Annotated in this window: 15 protein-coding genes; 8 read left to right on the top strand and 7 right to left on the bottom strand. The window is 75.2% G+C overall.

Annotation, left to right across the window (positions count from 1 at the left end; translation table 11 throughout):
- Positions 1-74: 74 nt before the first annotated feature.
- Positions 75-305, bottom strand: a complete 231-nt coding sequence (locus tag ACZ7KX_RS23035) for a hypothetical protein (RefSeq protein WP_470328084.1) — start codon at positions 303-305, stop codon at positions 75-77.
- Between the two features lie 73 nt (positions 306-378).
- Here ACZ7KX_RS23035 and ACZ7KX_RS23040 point away from each other — a divergent pair, with 73 nt between their 5' ends.
- Together ACZ7KX_RS23040 and ACZ7KX_RS23045 are read left to right on the top strand one after the other, a co-directional pair.
- Entirely contained in the window at positions 379-969 is a 591-nt protein-coding gene (locus ACZ7KX_RS23040; RefSeq protein WP_470328085.1) for a TetR/AcrR family transcriptional regulator, read from the top strand.
- Positions 966-2,348, top strand: coding sequence for an MFS transporter (locus ACZ7KX_RS23045; protein WP_470328086.1), 1,383 nt, complete (start codon positions 966-968; stop codon positions 2,346-2,348). Before ACZ7KX_RS23040 ends, ACZ7KX_RS23045 begins: the two co-directional genes overlap by 4 nt.
- A gap of 383 nt (positions 2,349-2,731) precedes the next feature.
- Here ACZ7KX_RS23045 and ACZ7KX_RS23050 read toward each other — a convergent pair whose 3' ends face one another.
- The gene (locus ACZ7KX_RS23050) at positions 2,732-4,198 is read right to left on the bottom strand and encodes an MATE family efflux transporter (protein WP_470328087.1); all 1,467 of its coding nucleotides are present in this window, start codon (positions 4,196-4,198) and stop codon (positions 2,732-2,734) included.
- Positions 4,199-4,350: 152 nt separating this feature from the next.
- Here ACZ7KX_RS23050 and ACZ7KX_RS23055 point away from each other — a divergent pair, with 152 nt between their 5' ends.
- The 6 genes from ACZ7KX_RS23055 (at position 4,351) to ACZ7KX_RS23080 (ending at position 9,197) form a co-directional block, all read left to right on the top strand.
- Positions 4,351-4,893: a PadR family transcriptional regulator gene (locus tag ACZ7KX_RS23055; protein ID WP_470328088.1), complete on the top strand. Its 543-nt coding sequence runs from the start codon at positions 4,351-4,353 to the stop codon at positions 4,891-4,893.
- A gap of 204 nt (positions 4,894-5,097) precedes the next feature.
- A complete protein-coding gene (locus ACZ7KX_RS23060; protein ID WP_470328089.1) occupies positions 5,098-5,967 on the top strand; it encodes a class I SAM-dependent methyltransferase in 870 nt (289 codons plus the stop codon).
- Between the two features lie 70 nt (positions 5,968-6,037).
- Positions 6,038-6,622, top strand: a complete 585-nt coding sequence (locus tag ACZ7KX_RS23065) for a hypothetical protein (RefSeq protein ID WP_470328090.1) — start codon at positions 6,038-6,040, stop codon at positions 6,620-6,622.
- A gap of 120 nt (positions 6,623-6,742) precedes the next feature.
- A complete protein-coding gene (locus tag ACZ7KX_RS23070) occupies positions 6,743-7,630 on the top strand; it encodes an isocitrate lyase/PEP mutase family protein (protein ID WP_402798765.1) in 888 nt (295 codons plus the stop codon).
- Positions 7,627-7,986: a hypothetical protein gene (locus tag ACZ7KX_RS23075; RefSeq protein ID WP_470328091.1), complete on the top strand. Its 360-nt coding sequence runs from the start codon at positions 7,627-7,629 to the stop codon at positions 7,984-7,986. Before ACZ7KX_RS23070 ends, ACZ7KX_RS23075 begins: the two co-directional genes overlap by 4 nt.
- A gap of 98 nt (positions 7,987-8,084) precedes the next feature.
- Positions 8,085-9,197 (top strand): bile acid:sodium symporter family protein, encoded by a 1,113-nt coding sequence (locus ACZ7KX_RS23080; RefSeq protein WP_470328199.1) that lies wholly within the window; start codon positions 8,085-8,087, stop codon positions 9,195-9,197.
- Here ACZ7KX_RS23080 and ACZ7KX_RS23085 read toward each other — a convergent pair.
- From ACZ7KX_RS23085 to ACZ7KX_RS23105, 5 genes are read right to left on the bottom strand one after another with little or no spacing between them, the layout of a single operon-like run.
- A complete protein-coding gene (locus ACZ7KX_RS23085; protein WP_470328092.1) occupies positions 9,163-9,630 on the bottom strand; it encodes a hypothetical protein in 468 nt (155 codons plus the stop codon). The genes ACZ7KX_RS23080 and ACZ7KX_RS23085 overlap by 35 nt on opposite strands.
- 34 nt (positions 9,631-9,664) lie before the next feature.
- Entirely contained in the window at positions 9,665-10,339 is a 675-nt protein-coding gene (locus ACZ7KX_RS23090; RefSeq protein WP_470328093.1) for a ribonuclease FAU-1 family protein, read from the bottom strand.
- Complete coding sequence (locus ACZ7KX_RS23095) at positions 10,336-11,178, bottom strand: hypothetical protein (protein WP_470328094.1); 843 nt, start codon at positions 11,176-11,178, stop codon at positions 10,336-10,338. Before ACZ7KX_RS23095 ends, ACZ7KX_RS23090 begins: the two co-directional genes overlap by 4 nt.
- The gene (locus ACZ7KX_RS23100; protein ID WP_470328095.1) at positions 11,175-12,977 is read right to left on the bottom strand and encodes a GMC family oxidoreductase; all 1,803 of its coding nucleotides are present in this window, start codon (positions 12,975-12,977) and stop codon (positions 11,175-11,177) included. The genes ACZ7KX_RS23095 and ACZ7KX_RS23100 overlap by 4 nt, the downstream gene beginning before the upstream one ends.
- Positions 12,974-13,417 (bottom strand): hypothetical protein, encoded by a 444-nt coding sequence (locus ACZ7KX_RS23105; protein WP_470328096.1) that lies wholly within the window; start codon positions 13,415-13,417, stop codon positions 12,974-12,976. The genes ACZ7KX_RS23100 and ACZ7KX_RS23105 overlap by 4 nt, the downstream gene beginning before the upstream one ends.
- Between the last annotated feature and the right edge of the window lie 293 nt (positions 13,418-13,710).

Here is a 13,710-nt window from a genome sequence, read left to right on the forward strand (position 1 = left end):
TGTCCGCCGCCCCGGTCCGGCCCTCGGCCGGGCCGGGTCGGGCTTCTCGGGGGCGGCGTCGGCGCGCCCGGGCGTCAGGTCGAACGCCGCCGCGGCGCGTCGTCCGTGTGCGGGGCGCCGTCCGTACGCGGGGCGCCGTCCGTACACGGGGCGCCGTCCGTACACGGGGCGTCGTCCGTGCGCGGGGCGTCGTCCTCGGCCGCGCCGCAGTGCTCGCACGGCGCCGGTGCCGGCCGCTCGCGCAGCCGCCCGCACTCCGGGCACACCCGCTCCAGCCAGCAGGCCGACTCGCCGCCCTCGTCCATGCCGCCGATTCTGCCCCGGGCTGCCCGCGGGGGCGAGTAGACACTGTCTACGAACGCCTGGTAGACAGTGTCCATGACCGATCAGGACAGTGACCTCCGTGCCCGACTGGTGGCCGCCGGCGTCGAACTGGTGGCCACCGGGGGCGTCCAGGCGCTCGGCCTGCGCGAGATCGCCCGCCACGCCGGGGTCTCGCACGGGGCGCCCCGCCGCTACTTCCCCACCCACCGCGAGCTGCTCGCCGCCATCGCCCGGAACGGCTTCGGCAGGCTCACCGACGCCATGGCCGGCGCCGACGCCCTCGCGGTCGGCAGCGGCGCCGACGCCCGCAGCCGCCTCGACGCGCTCGCCCGCGCCTACCTCGGCTTCGCGGCCGCCAACCCGGGCATGTTCGAGCTGATGTTCCGTCACGACCTGCTGGAGGGCAGCGGTGCGGAGCTGCGCCGCACCAGCGTTCCGCTGTTCCTCACCTTCGTCGGCCTGGTCGCCGAGCTGCACCCGGACTCCGGCGATCCGGCCGTCGCCACCGCCGCCCTCTGGGCCAACCTGCACGGCCTCGCCCAACTGCGCACCTGGGGCAGCCTGCGGCTCATCACCGGCAGCGAGGACGTCGAACCGCTGCTGCGCGCCGCGCTGGACGCCCATCTCGGTCCGGCCGCCCGGTGACGCCGCGGCTGCACCGACGGCTCACCCTGGCCGCGAGCATCACCGGTGCCGTCCTGGTCGCCCTCGACGGCACCGCGCTGACCGTCGCCCGGCCCGTCCTCCAGCACGACCTGCACGCCTCCGTCGCCGCCGTGCAGTGGGCCGGGACGGGCTACCTCGTCACCGTCGCCGCCCTGCTGGTGTTCGCGGGCCGGCTCGGCGACCGCTACGGGCACCGGCGGGTCTTCGCCGTCGGCGTGACGGGCTTCGCCGCGGCCTCGGCCGGGATCGCCCTCGCACCCGGCATCGGCTGGGTGATCGCCCTGCGGGTGGTGCAGGGCGTCTCGGGCGCCCTGCTGCAGCCGGCCACCCTCGGCATGCTGCGCGCCGCCTGGCCCGCCGACCGGCTGGCCGGCGCGATCGCGGCGCGCACGGCGGCGATCGGGCTCGCGGCCGCGGCCGGGCCGCTGGTCGGCGGGGCGCTCACCGCGCACTTCGGCTGGCGGTCGGTCTTCCTGTTCGGCCTGCTGCCGGCCGGCGCCGCGCTGCTGGCGGCCCTCGCCGTGCCGGCCCCGGCACGCCCCGAGGCGGCCGTCCGGGGCGGCGGGCTCGACCTGCCGGGCGCGGCCCTGCTCGCGCTGGCCCTGGCCTGCCTGGTGCAGACCCTGGTCGCCCTCCCGGACTCCGGCTGGTCGGCCGGCACGGCGCTCGGGCTCGCGGCCGCCGCCGCCCTCGCCCTGGCCCTGGCCCGGCACGAGAGACGCACCACCCGTCCGCTGCTGCCGCCCGACCTGCTCCGCTCGCCGGCGGTCGCGCCGCCGCTGGGCGTCCTGCTCGCAGCCTCGGCGGCGCTCCAGGGCGTGCTCTTCCCGGCGACGTACTACCTGCAGGACGTGCTGGGGCTCGACCCGCTGCAGAGCGCCCTGCGGGCGGCGCCGCTCGCGGTGGCGATGATCGTGACGGCAGCGACCTCGGCCCGGGTGACGCGGCGTCACGGTGAGCGGGCCGTGGTGCTGGCGGGAACGGCCCTGGTCACCTCGGGCGCGCTGCTGACCACCCGGCTCGGGCCCGGTTCCGGGACCGTCGCGATCGCCGGGTGCTTCCTGCTGTTGGGCGCGGGCTTCGGCGCGGTGATGGCCACCGCCACCGCCCTGGTGGTCCGGGGCGCGGCCGCCGCCGAGGCCGGTGTCGCGGGCGGGCTGCAGCAGACCGCGCTGAACATCGGCCCCGCCCTGGGCATCGCACTGGCCACCACCGCGGCCGGCCGCGCGCAACCCGGCGCGGCGCTGACGCCCTCCGCGCTGGCGATGGCCGCGGTGGCGGCTGTCGGCATCCTGCTCGCGGCCCGGGTGCCGGGTCGAACGGCCGACCGGCAACGGGAGTTCGCCACCCGCCCGTGACCCGTCGGGGCACTCGCGTGGCCGTTGTGGCGGGCGGGCTCCTCCGTCGGCGTCCGGGCAGGCCCCGGCGGTCGGCTCGCACCCGTACGCGACCTCCGCCTGTCGTCCGCGCCGTGGCCCGGTGGTGCCTCTCGGCCGGAGAACGCCCGCTGGTGCCAGGTGCGTTCGACCCCGGCGAGGTGCTGGACCGGGCGCAGCAGAGTCATTGCCGGGACTGGCGGCCCGGCGACCGCTGGTGTGCACGGCCACCCGTCCGGGGTGGACGCCGTGGCCGCCACTCCGGCGCGGCCGAGGCACGGCAGAGGCACGGCAGACCGGTGCCCGCGCCAGGCGTCCGCCCTGGCGTGCGACCGGTCGCCGCTGGACGTCCGCACCGTCGCGCGTCATTCGAGCGGCCGGAGCGCCTGTGGTGCGTGGGCCGCCGACGGGAGCGGTGCTGCTTGCGACTTCGGCGTCGGCTTCGGCTTCGACTTCGGCTTCGGCTTCGGGTCCGGCGTCGGCGTGCAGTCCGGCTGCGCCCGGCCGCGGGTGAGGGCCGCCAGCAGGGCGAGCTGCAGAGCCGCACCCACCGCCGGTCCGAGCCACACGCCCGACACTCCCCACGGCCCCGACAGGGCTGCCGAGGTGGCGAGTTGGGCACCGAGGCCGAGCAGGACGGAGAGCACGACCGGGCGGCCGGCGCCGGCCGCCTGGTACGCACCGCCGAGGGCCACCACCAGGGCGTACGGGAGCAGGTAGAGCGCCGCCATCCGCAGGAACCCGACGGACTGCGCCGCCACCGCCCGGTCGTCGGTGAAGAGCGTGGTCAGCGGGCCGGCGAGCGTCGCGGAGAGCAGCGCCGCCACGGCGCCGACGAGCGCGGCGAGGCCTCCGGTGTCGCGGCGCAGCGAGCGCAGCGCGCCGTCCTCCCCCGCGCCGGTGAGGCGGGCGGCCTCGATCGCGGCGGCTTGGCGCAGCGCGTAAAAGGCCATGGTGACGACGAGCAGCACGCGGTAGCCGACCCCGTACCCGGCCACCGCCGCGACGCCGAAGCCCGCGACCAGCCCGAGCTGGGCGGTGCCGACGGCCATCCGGGCGGTGAAGTCCAGGCCGAACGGTGCTCCCGCGCGCACGATCCGCACCGCCGCCGCCCGCGTTCCCCCGGCGGCTCCGGTGGCCCCGGCCGAACCGGGCCGAGGCTCCGGCCGTCCCACCCGCCGTCGCGACCGCCGCTCCGACCGCCGTCCCCGCAGTCGTAGCGTGACGGCGAAGGCGATCGCCCGCGAGGCGGCCAGGGCCAGCGCCGCGCCCGGGACGCCCAGGGCCGGAAGCGGACCGCCGCCGAGGATCAGCAGGGGGTCGAGGGCGAGCAGCAGCGCGTTGGAGAGCAGGGCGATCCGCATCGGGGTGCGGGTGTCGCCCGCGCCCTTGAACAGTTCGTCGGCGACGCGCTGGGCGAAGAACAGCACGAACGCCGGGAAGGCGACGGTGAGGTATTCGGCGGCGCGGACGGCGGCCTCGCCGTCCAGGAAGGCGCCTGCCAGCCGGTCGCGCAGCAGGAAGCCGGGGACGGCGAGCGCGAGGCTGCCGACGGCGCAGAGCCGCCAGGCGGCCCGGGTGGTCCGGGCGGCCTCGGCGTGGTCGCCCGCGCCGAGGGCGTGGGAGAGCCGGACGCTGGTTCCGGAGCTGACCACCAGGACGAGCCCGAGCAGCAGGTTCTCGACGGTTCCGGCCAGTGTCACGGCGGCGACCGCGGCCCCTCCGAGGCCGGCCACCCAGAGCGTGCCGATCACCGAGGCGATCACTCCGGACAGCAGTTCCGCGTAGACGGGTACGGCGAGCGCCGTGAGTCGGGACGTGTGCCCGCGCATTGGTTCCTCCCCTGGTCCGCCGCCACCTCGACCCGGACCGCCCGGCCGGAGGCCTGAACGGCAACCTCGATGAGAGATACATCGTTTCGAGGTACATCGGCAAGAGGTAATATGACGCTCCACCGGGCGCACTCCGACGGAAGGGCTTCGCCGTGCTGACCCTCTCGATCCTCGGCTTCCTGTACGACCAGCCGATGCACGGCTACGAGCTCAAGTCCCGGATCACCGGCCTGACCGGCCACGTCCGCCCGGTCAGCGACGGTGCGCTCTACCCCGCCATCGCGCGACTGGAGAAGGCCGGCCTGCTGTCCCGCCGCACCGAACCGGGCACCGGCGCCGCACCACGCCAGACCCTGGAGCCGACCGAGGCCGGCCGGACCGAGCTGCTGCGGCGGCTGGCGGACCCGGAGCAGGCCGAGATCACCGACCAGATGCGCTTCTTCACGCTCGTCACGTTCCTGCACCACCTCGCCGACCCGCCCCGACAGGCCGCCGTCCTCCGCCGCCGCCTGGTTTTCCTGACCGAGCCGAGCAGCTTCTTCCACGACGGCGACGGCCGGCCGGTCAGCGCCGAACGCGAGCCCAACCCGTTCCGGCGCGGGATGCTGCTCGTCGCCCGGGCGTCCACGGCGGCCGAGCGGGCCTGGCTGGAGGAGACCGTCGCGGAGCTGGAACAGTCCGGACGGCCCAGTTAGCCCCGGCGACCTCGGCAACCCCCCTGGCCCAGTGGCCCCAGTGGCCCCGGTCGCCCGGACGGCCCAGCGGACAACAGGAAGAGGGTCGTTCCACACCTGGTTCCACCGGGCTCCGGCGTGGCTATGATGATCCGCCTCACGTCCTCGGCGTCCCCTCCGCGGCGTGATCCGCCACCGCGCCCCGCCGTCCCCCTGGAGGCCGCCGTGCCCACTGCCGAGACCGCAGCCGCCCGCCCCGCGCCGCTGAAGCGGGACGACATCCCCGGATGGTTCTTCAGTCTCGATCGGGCCGCCTTCGGCCACCTGCTGTCCAGCCAGAGCTCCGCCGGGGCCACCGGGGACATCCTGGAACTCGGCAGCTACCTGGGCCGCAGCGCCGTCCTGCTCGGCGACCACCTGCGGCCGGGCGAACGGCTGACCGTCTGCGACCTGTTCGACTCCGAGGCGGACGACGACGACAACGCCGCCGAGATGGCCATGTCCTACCGCAAGACGCTGACCCGCAGTGCCTTCGAGTCCAACTACCTGGCCTTCCACCGCGAACTGCCCGAGATCGTCCAGGCCCCCACCTCCGTGCTGGCCGACGGCCGGATACCGGCGGGCAGCTGCCGGTTCGTCCACGTCGACGCCTCCCACCTGTACGAGCACGTGGCCGGAGACATCGCCGTCGCCCGGGCCTCACTGGCCGAGGACGGCCTGGTCGCCCTGGACGACTACCGCTCCGAGCACACCCCGGGCGTCTCGGCGGCGGTCTGGGAGGCGGTCTTCACCGGCGGACTGCAGCCGGTGCTGCTCACCCCGATGAAGTTCTACGGCACCTGGGGCGACGCCGCGGCGGCCCGGCAGGTCCTGCTGGAACGGGACTGGCGGGCCGAGGGCTACACGGTCGACGAGGACACCATCGCCGGAACGCCCGTGCTGCGCCTCAACTACCAGGTCAAGGCACCCGTCCACCGCTCCGCCTCGCGCCGGCTGGCGCTGGAGCTGCTGCCGCCGGTCGCCACCAGGGCGACCCGCCGGATGCTCCGGACGCTGCGCGAGCGGCGCGCCGCACCGCCGGTGCCGAGCACCTGAGTCCCGGCGGAGCCGCCACGCCGGCCCCGCCCCTTCCCGGCCCCTTCCCCGGCCCGGCCGGCTCCCGTCCGTGCTCAGCACGGGCGGGCGGGCGCCGGCACCGGTGCCGTCCCCGGTTCCGCCGGTGGCACCGGCTCCGCCCGCGGCACCGCGAAGGCGAGCGAACACGAAGGCGAGCGAACACGAAGGCGAGCACCGCGCCGAGGAGCCCAGCCGCCGAGGCGGCGACCAGCACCCGGTTCAGGCCCTCGAACGGCTCCCCGCCGCCCTGCCGGAACAGCACGCCGAAGGCCGCGACGCCCAGGGTCTGCCCCAACTGGCGGAAGGTCGTCATGCTGCCGGCGGCCGCACCCGCCGCCCCGGAGGCGGCGCCGCGAACACCGCCGCACCCGTCGCCGGGCCCAGCAACCTGCTCACAGCCGTCAACTGCCGGGACGCGCTGCACCTCGGGCGCTACCCGACCACCCGGATCGCCGCGCCGGACGGGATCCGGGCGATCGAGACCGCACCCGTCATCCGCACCGTGAAGCGCGCGGGCGCACTGCTTCCGCCCGACCGCGGCCCCGGTGAGTCGCCTTTCACACCCGTGGACACACGGGATTCGCCATGCGACCGCTTTTGCGATGTTCCTATTTTCACCACCCCTTCACTCTAACGGGGGAATCTCTTTTAAAGATTTGCCCACGGAACATTAAAGGGCGCATAGTGATGGCACCTCAGTTTGGTCTAGCGGACACCAAGTTCAGGCAAAGTCATCCCAGGTGAGGAGAAGGCCTTGTTCCACGGAACCACGACGGAGGGCGCCCCCGGGCAGCGGCTCCGGGCGGAGATCGCGGGCCCCGGCACCACGCCCCTGATCGGCGTCTACGACATGTACTCGGCCTCGATCGCGGCCGAGCACTACAACGGCATGTTCGTCTCCGGCTTCGGCTTCGCGGCCTCCTACTACGGGCTGCCCGACATCGGCTTCATCGCCTGGCCGGACATGGTCGGATTCGTCGAGCGGCTGCGCGGCGCGTTCCCCCGGCACCACCTCCTGGTCGACATCGACGACGGCTACGTCGATCCCGAGGTGGCCTGCCACGTGGTGCGCCGGCTCGAACGCATCGGCGCCTCGGGCGTGATCCTGGAGGACCAGAAGCGGCCGCGCCGGTGCGGGCACGCGGACGGCAAGCAGGTCCTCCCACTGGAGGAGTACCTGGAGAAGCTGGAGCTCGTCCTCGCCAACCGGACCGACCTCGTGGTCGTCGCCCGGACGGACGCCACCGAGGAGGACGACATCCTGCGCCGCGCCCGGGCGCTGGCCGCCACGGACGCCGACGTGGTGCTGGTCGACGGCGTGCGCAGCGAGGAGTGGATCCGCCGGATCCGCGCCGTGGTCGGAGACAAGCCCCTGCTGTTCAACCAGATCGCCGGCGGTAAGTCCCCCCGGCTGTCGCTCTCGGAGCTGACGGAGCTGGGGGTGGACGTGGCCATCTACAGCACACCGTGCCTGTTCGCCGCGCACCGGGCCATGGAGGAGGCGCTGGCCGGGCTGAAGGTCGCCGACGGACGGCTGCCCGCGTCGGCCGAGGAGGACCGGCAGGTCGGCGTGCGGGAGTCCACCGAACTGCTGGAGCGGAACATCTCCCGCTCCCGGGGGCTGACGGCGGTGACGGTATGAGGGCCGGGCAGCGCGGACCCGCCCCGCCCCCGAGCGCAGTCCTCCCGCGGGTCGGTGCCCTGCGGACCGGCATGCTGCGGGTCGGCATGCTGCGGGTCGGCGTGCTGGGGCTGACGGGGGTCGGCGCGCTGTTCGCGGGCGGCGCCGTACCCGCGGCCGCCGACAGCCTGATCACGGTCGTGGACAACTCCCACGCCGACTCGTGGCTGGAGGTCGACCGCACGGCCAACCTCCAGAACGGCAGCGGTTCGGCGGGGAGCGACCACGACGGCGCGGGCTCGCTGGTGGGCGGTCTGCTGGGCTCGGGGTCCGCCGCCGGGCGGGCACTGCGCCCGGTCCCGGGAGGCGGCCCGTGACCGACGACGCGGCTCTCCCGGAGCAGCCGCCCGAGGCGCGCGCGGACGGGCTTCGCGCGCGCCCGCCGCGGCCACCGCACCGGGCCCTGCTGCACCCGCTGCACCGCCTGCACGGGCTGCGGCCGCGGTGGCTCGATCCGTACGTGGTCGCGTTGGCCGGGACGGTCGGCCTGGCCGCACTGTTCCCGGCCTCGGACGGGGCCGCCCGGGTCGCCGAGGCCGCCTGCGACCTCGCGGTGGCGCTGCTGTTCTTCCTCTACGGCGCCCGACTGTCCACCCGCGAGACGCTGGCCGGGCTGCGGCACCTGCGGCTGCACGGATTGGTGCTCGCCACGACCTTCGGCCTCTTCCCCCTACTCGGGGCGGCCACCGCGCTGCTCACGCCGGCTCCGCTGACCGGGCCGTTGCAGACCGGGGTGCTGTTCCTCTGTCTGGTCCCGTCGACGGTGCAGTCCTCGGTGGCGCTCACCGGCGCCGCCGGGGGCAACGTCCCGGCGGCGATCTGCGCGGGCACCTACTCCAGCCTGGCGGGGCTGGTCCTCACCCCGCTGCTGGCAGCCTGGCTGTTGGGCTCGCACACCGAGCTGTCCGCCGACGGGCTGCTGCGGATCGGGCTGCAACTCCTCGCGCCGTTCCTGCTGGGGCAGGTGCTGCGGCCGTGGATCGGCGGTCTGCTGGCCCGTCACAAACGGGTGCTGACGCCGGTGGATCGCGGTTCGATCCTGCTGGTGGTCTACACGGCGTTCAGCGCGGCGGTGGCCCAGGGCATCTGGGGCCTGGCCACGCCGACCGCCCTCCTCGGGCTGCTCGCGGTGCTCCTCGCCCTGCTCGCCGCTGCCCTGGCGGCCACCGGGGTGGGGGCGCGACTGCTGGGGCTCGACGGACCGGCCCGGATCGCGGCGGTGCTGTGCGGTTCGCAGAAGAGCCTGGCCAACGGCCTGCCGATGGCCACCGTCCTGTTCGGGCCGGAGGCGGGGCTGCTGGTGCTGCCGCTGATGCTCTACCACCAGCTCCAGCTGGTCGTCGGCACGGTGCTGGCCGGACGGTGGTCCAGGGCGACTGCCACGGCCGCAGACCCCCCGGCGGCCAAGCCGACAGCCGAGCCAGAGGCAACCGAAGCAGGCCCGGACCGGCTCGGCGGACACGAACCGGCGACGCCGACCGATCCGGCCGCGCTCACCGGTCGGGGCGCGTCGCCAGCGCCCGGGTGATGCCCCGGCGCAGCGAGGTCGAGGCCCCCGGCAGGTGTCCCAGCCAGTTGAGCCGCTCGACTGCCGGCTCCGGCCGCCGGGCCAGTTCCAGCACCGCGGCGTACGGGCGGTCGCCCTCCCTCAGCCGGACGGCCAGCACGTCCACCAGGCCGTCCAGGTCCGGTCCGGTGAGGGCGGGGTGGGCTGCGACCAGCCGGAGCAGGCAGTTGTCGTTCCAGGTCGTGTGGCGCCGGGTGGAGAGCGCGACCAGCACCTCGGCGGGCGTGGCGGCGTTCCGGGCGATCGCGTGCCAGACGAACGGCAACTCGGCTCGGACGGCCAGTTCGCGCAGCACCTCCGGGTTCGAGGTCCGTTCGGCCAGCCGGCGGTAGTCCCCGCCGTCGTGCAGGTGGCGCAGCGCCTCGACGTCGTCCGTCCGGTCGGTGTCGTCCATGTCGAGGCGTGACCCTAGCAGGCCGGCCCCGGCCTCACCCGGTGGGGGTGCTGAGCGCGGCGGTCGGCAGGACGGGCAGCGGGCCCGGGGGCGGCAACGTCCAGGTGTCCGGGTCGGAAGCGAACGGCCCGCTGTGCTCCAGGGCTTGAGCGAGGGCCAGCTCACGGGCGCGTTCCAGGTGCCGGTGGGTGGCCGTGTCGATCAGGCCGAGCCGTCGGGCCTGGGCGTACTCGTCCTCGTCCTTCCAGGCGTGCGTCGACAGATCGGGGGTGATCACCAGGTCGAGGAAGAGGTCGAGGGTGTCGATCCCGATGGCCGTCCGCCGGTACGGGCGCTCGAAGTTGACGTACCAGTGCAACGGTCGGCCCTCGGGGGTCAGGAAGCGGTGCACGCTGTAGTGGTCCCCGGCCGTGAAGCGGCTGAGGACCACGGTGTCGCGCCAGACCCAGTGGTCGAGTTCCCAGTGGCCGGCGGCGAGGTCCTCGATGCCGAGCTTGCGGGCCGCGTCGTCGCCGGCGCGCAGCGAGGCGGTCCAGCTCCGGGGGGCCAGCATCGCGGTGCCGGGGCGGGCGGTCAGGGTCAGCGTGGCCCCGTCGTCCGCGAGGACGGTGTACGGCATGGCCGTCCAGACCCGGCCGTGGGCGATGTCCCGGCGGACGGCGGTGCTGCCGGCGGTGAGGCGGCCGGCGGTGACGCGGCCGGCCGTCATCGGACGTAGTAGGCCCGGTTGTGGGCGGCCACCGGTGGGGACTGGTAGGTCCAGACCCCGGCGGCGGGGGCGTCGGCGATCAGGTGGGCGAGGTCGCGGGCGGACTCCTCGGCGGGGTTGCCGAGGTCGAGCCGGACGCGTTCGGCGGTGCGGTCGTCCAGGGCGTAGTAGCGGTACGGCTGGTACACGTTGAGCGGGCCGGCGAGCAGCTTGCCCTCGTCGTCCGTGCCGTAGCCGGTGATCGGGGTGTTGTTGACCGGTTCGGGGGTGAGGCCGACCAGGTTCACGTCCAGGGTGAGGAGTTCCTCGTCGTGGCGGTCCAGACCGTCCGGACCGGGGGTGGCGCGGCGGCAGGTGACGGACCAGCGTTCGCGCACGGCGGGCGCGTTGAGGGAGGGCAGCGTGGTCTCGAACCAGCCCGGGTGCTTGGGCTCGGCGTAGAGCCGGCGTCCGGCGTCGATGGCGAGCGGGTTGTCGCAGAGCACGTGCAGCCGGGCGATGCCGAGCAGTTTGGTCTGGTCGTGACCCCGGGCGTACTGGCCGTAGTCGACCACCGGGATCCGGTCCTCGGCGAACACCGGGTGGGCGATCAGGTTGATCTCCAGCTCCTGGGTGATGCCGCCGCCGTTCGGGTACTGGGCGAAGTAGAGCTGGTAGTTGAGCGACACGCAGGCCCCGCCGTCGAAGGAGGCGGCGTTCAGCCCGGGGTGGCGCTTGCCGAGCAGTTCGCGCGCCCGCTCGTGATCGACCAGGTAGTCGACGCCGATGTTGTGCAGCGCACCGTAGTGGAACGGCAGGTGGTAGGGCTCCGGGACGGGCGGCAGCGGCAGGCCGGTCATGAGGACTCCGAGGACGAAGGAGGTTCGGGAGTGCGGGAGGAGGGGGCCGGGGACGTCACCTGGGCGGGTCCGTGCAGTTCCAGGAGGTCCCGGTGCATCCGCTCGGCGCTGCGCAGTGCGAGCGCGGCCATGGTGAGCGAGGGGTTGGAGGTGCCGAGGGAGGGCATCGAGCCGCAGCCGACGGCGTACAGGTTGGGGTGCTCCCAGCAGCGCTGCCAGTGGTCGACCACGGAGGTGGCTGGCGAGTCGCCCATGACGTGGGTTCCGCCGGCGTGGCCCGCGCCGCGGTAGCCGTGGACGGCTCCCCGGTGTTCGAGCCGGCCGGGCCACGAGTCCGCCGGATAGGCGGTGTGGTCCTCGGCGCCCAGCAGGGCGAAGAGCTGGTCCGAGACGGCCCGGGCGGAGGCCATGCCCTCGCGGACGTAGTCGGAGAGGTCGTAGCGGATCGCCGGGGCGGGGAGACCGAGCGGGTCGCGCCGCTCCGGGTCGAGGGTGACCCGGTTGGCCGGGTCGGCGGGCTGCTCCAGCTCGAACTGGAGCGAGAACTGACGGCCGAGCCGGTCACCGAGGCGCTCGCGCAGTTCCTTGCCGCGCAGTCCGGTGGCGAGCAGCGCGGCGGCCTCCGCCTCCGGCGCCCGGCCGGCCCAGGACCAGCCCCAGTTGCCGATCTCGATCCGGAACGGCGCCCGGTGGCCGCGGCCCGGGCCGAAGCGGAAGGCCTCCAGGCCGCTGGTGGAGCCCGGCCCCCTGAAGGGGCCGACCGGGCGGGGCATCAGGCCCCAGGTCAGCAGGGCCGGGTGGTCCATGAGGTTGCGCCCGACGTGGTCGCTACCGTTGGCCAGACCGGAGAGCAGCAGCAGCCGGGCGTTCTCGATCGCGTGCGCGGCGAGCACCACCAGGTCCGCCTCCACCCGGTGGGCGGCGCCGCCGGAGCGGTACTCGACGGCCGTGGCCCGGCCGGTCCGCGGGTCGGCGAGCACCCGGCTGACGACGGCCCCGGTGCGCAGCTCGACCCCGGCCGCCCAGCGGGCCTGGGTGCGCAGCGGGGTGTACTTGGCGCCGGTCGGGCAGGCCGGGACGCAGCCGGCGCTGCCCGCGCAGAGCGGTCCCTGCGCGGTGCCGGGGCTGGTCGGTGTCCCGTTGCGGGCGTGCGGGGTCGCGGTGACGGCGAGTCGGGCGGGGCCGGGCACGGCGGGGTCGCGGACGGTGCGGCCGTCGAGGGCGTCGGCCAGCTGCCGGTCGAGGAAGCTGGCGGGGATGGCGCGCATCGGGAAGGCGTAGTCGTCCGGGATGGGCAGTCCGACGGCGCTGCGCTGCTCCCCGGCGTCGGCGGCGACGCCGAGTTCGCGCTCGGCGTCGCGGTAGTGCGGTTCCAGGTCGTGGTAGCCGATCGGCCAGTTGCGGCCGTGCCCGAGGTCGCCGGTGCGGAAGTCCTCGGGGTGCATGCGCGGGGTGAGTCCGGTCCAGAGCAGGCCGGTGCCGCCGTTGGCGCGCAGGTAGCCGCTGGCGTAGGGCAGCGGCCCGTACTGGCGGAGGTGGCCGGTGGCGGTGAAGCCGCCGCCCGGCAGTCCGGTGAGGTCGGTGACGTCCGGTGACGGCGCCTCGGGGCTGTGCGGGTAGGGCGAGGTGGGCGGCCCGCCCCCGGCCGCGCGGTGGGCGGCGGAGGCCTCGGCGCCGGTGGGTGCGGCCCGGCCGGCCTCCAGGACGAGCACCCGCCAGCCCTGCGCGCCGAGCCGGTGGGCGACCAGTGAGCCGGCGAAGCCCGCGCCGACCACGACGGCGTCCCAGCGCGCGCTCATCGGCCGTCGCCGCCTCGGGGCGCCTCGGCCCGGGGTGTCCCGGTCGGGGAGGGCTCGACCGCGGGTGTCCCGCCCGGGGGTGCCTCGGCCCAGCTGCCGTGCCCGGGCGCGGCGGCGCCGGGCGGGGTGGCCCGGAAGGTCCGCCAGACCAGGCCCTGGTCGTGGGCGCGGGTGGAGCTGGGCGCCTCGCCGGGCCAGGCGCCGACGTACCAGAGGTGGACGAGGGCGTGCTCGTCGCGGACCCGGTGGGCCAGCACGGTGCGGTGGTGCTCGTCCACCATGCCGGTGGCGCGCAGCTCGGGCACGTCGAAGCCGGTGAGCTCGGCGCAGACGCGCAGGAACTCGTCCGGGTCGGCCAACTCGTCGGCCTCGTCGGCCTCGACGGGGTCCCAGCAGTCCGCCAGGTCGTAGTCGGCCGGGCGGTCGTCGGACAAGGACACGCGGGCACCCCCACGATCGGCAGCGGCTGGCCGGGGAACCGATGGCCAAGACATGACAGACCCGGAGTTCCACGCCCCACCGCACGGTCCGGCCTGCCATCGCGATCCTGCCTCCCGCCCTCACCACCGGAAACCCGTTGCACGAATCTGCCCGGACTTGATCGTCTACTGCCCAATCGACGGCCGATTGCGTTCGCGGTGCACCTGGTTCCGTTCGACCACGGGCGGAGTCTGCCGGGACCAGCCGGGCCGGCACAGGGACGGACCGCGAGGCGGCAAGGGACGGCGAGGCG

It is taken from the genome of Kitasatospora sp. NPDC038210 (assembly GCF_055600605.1).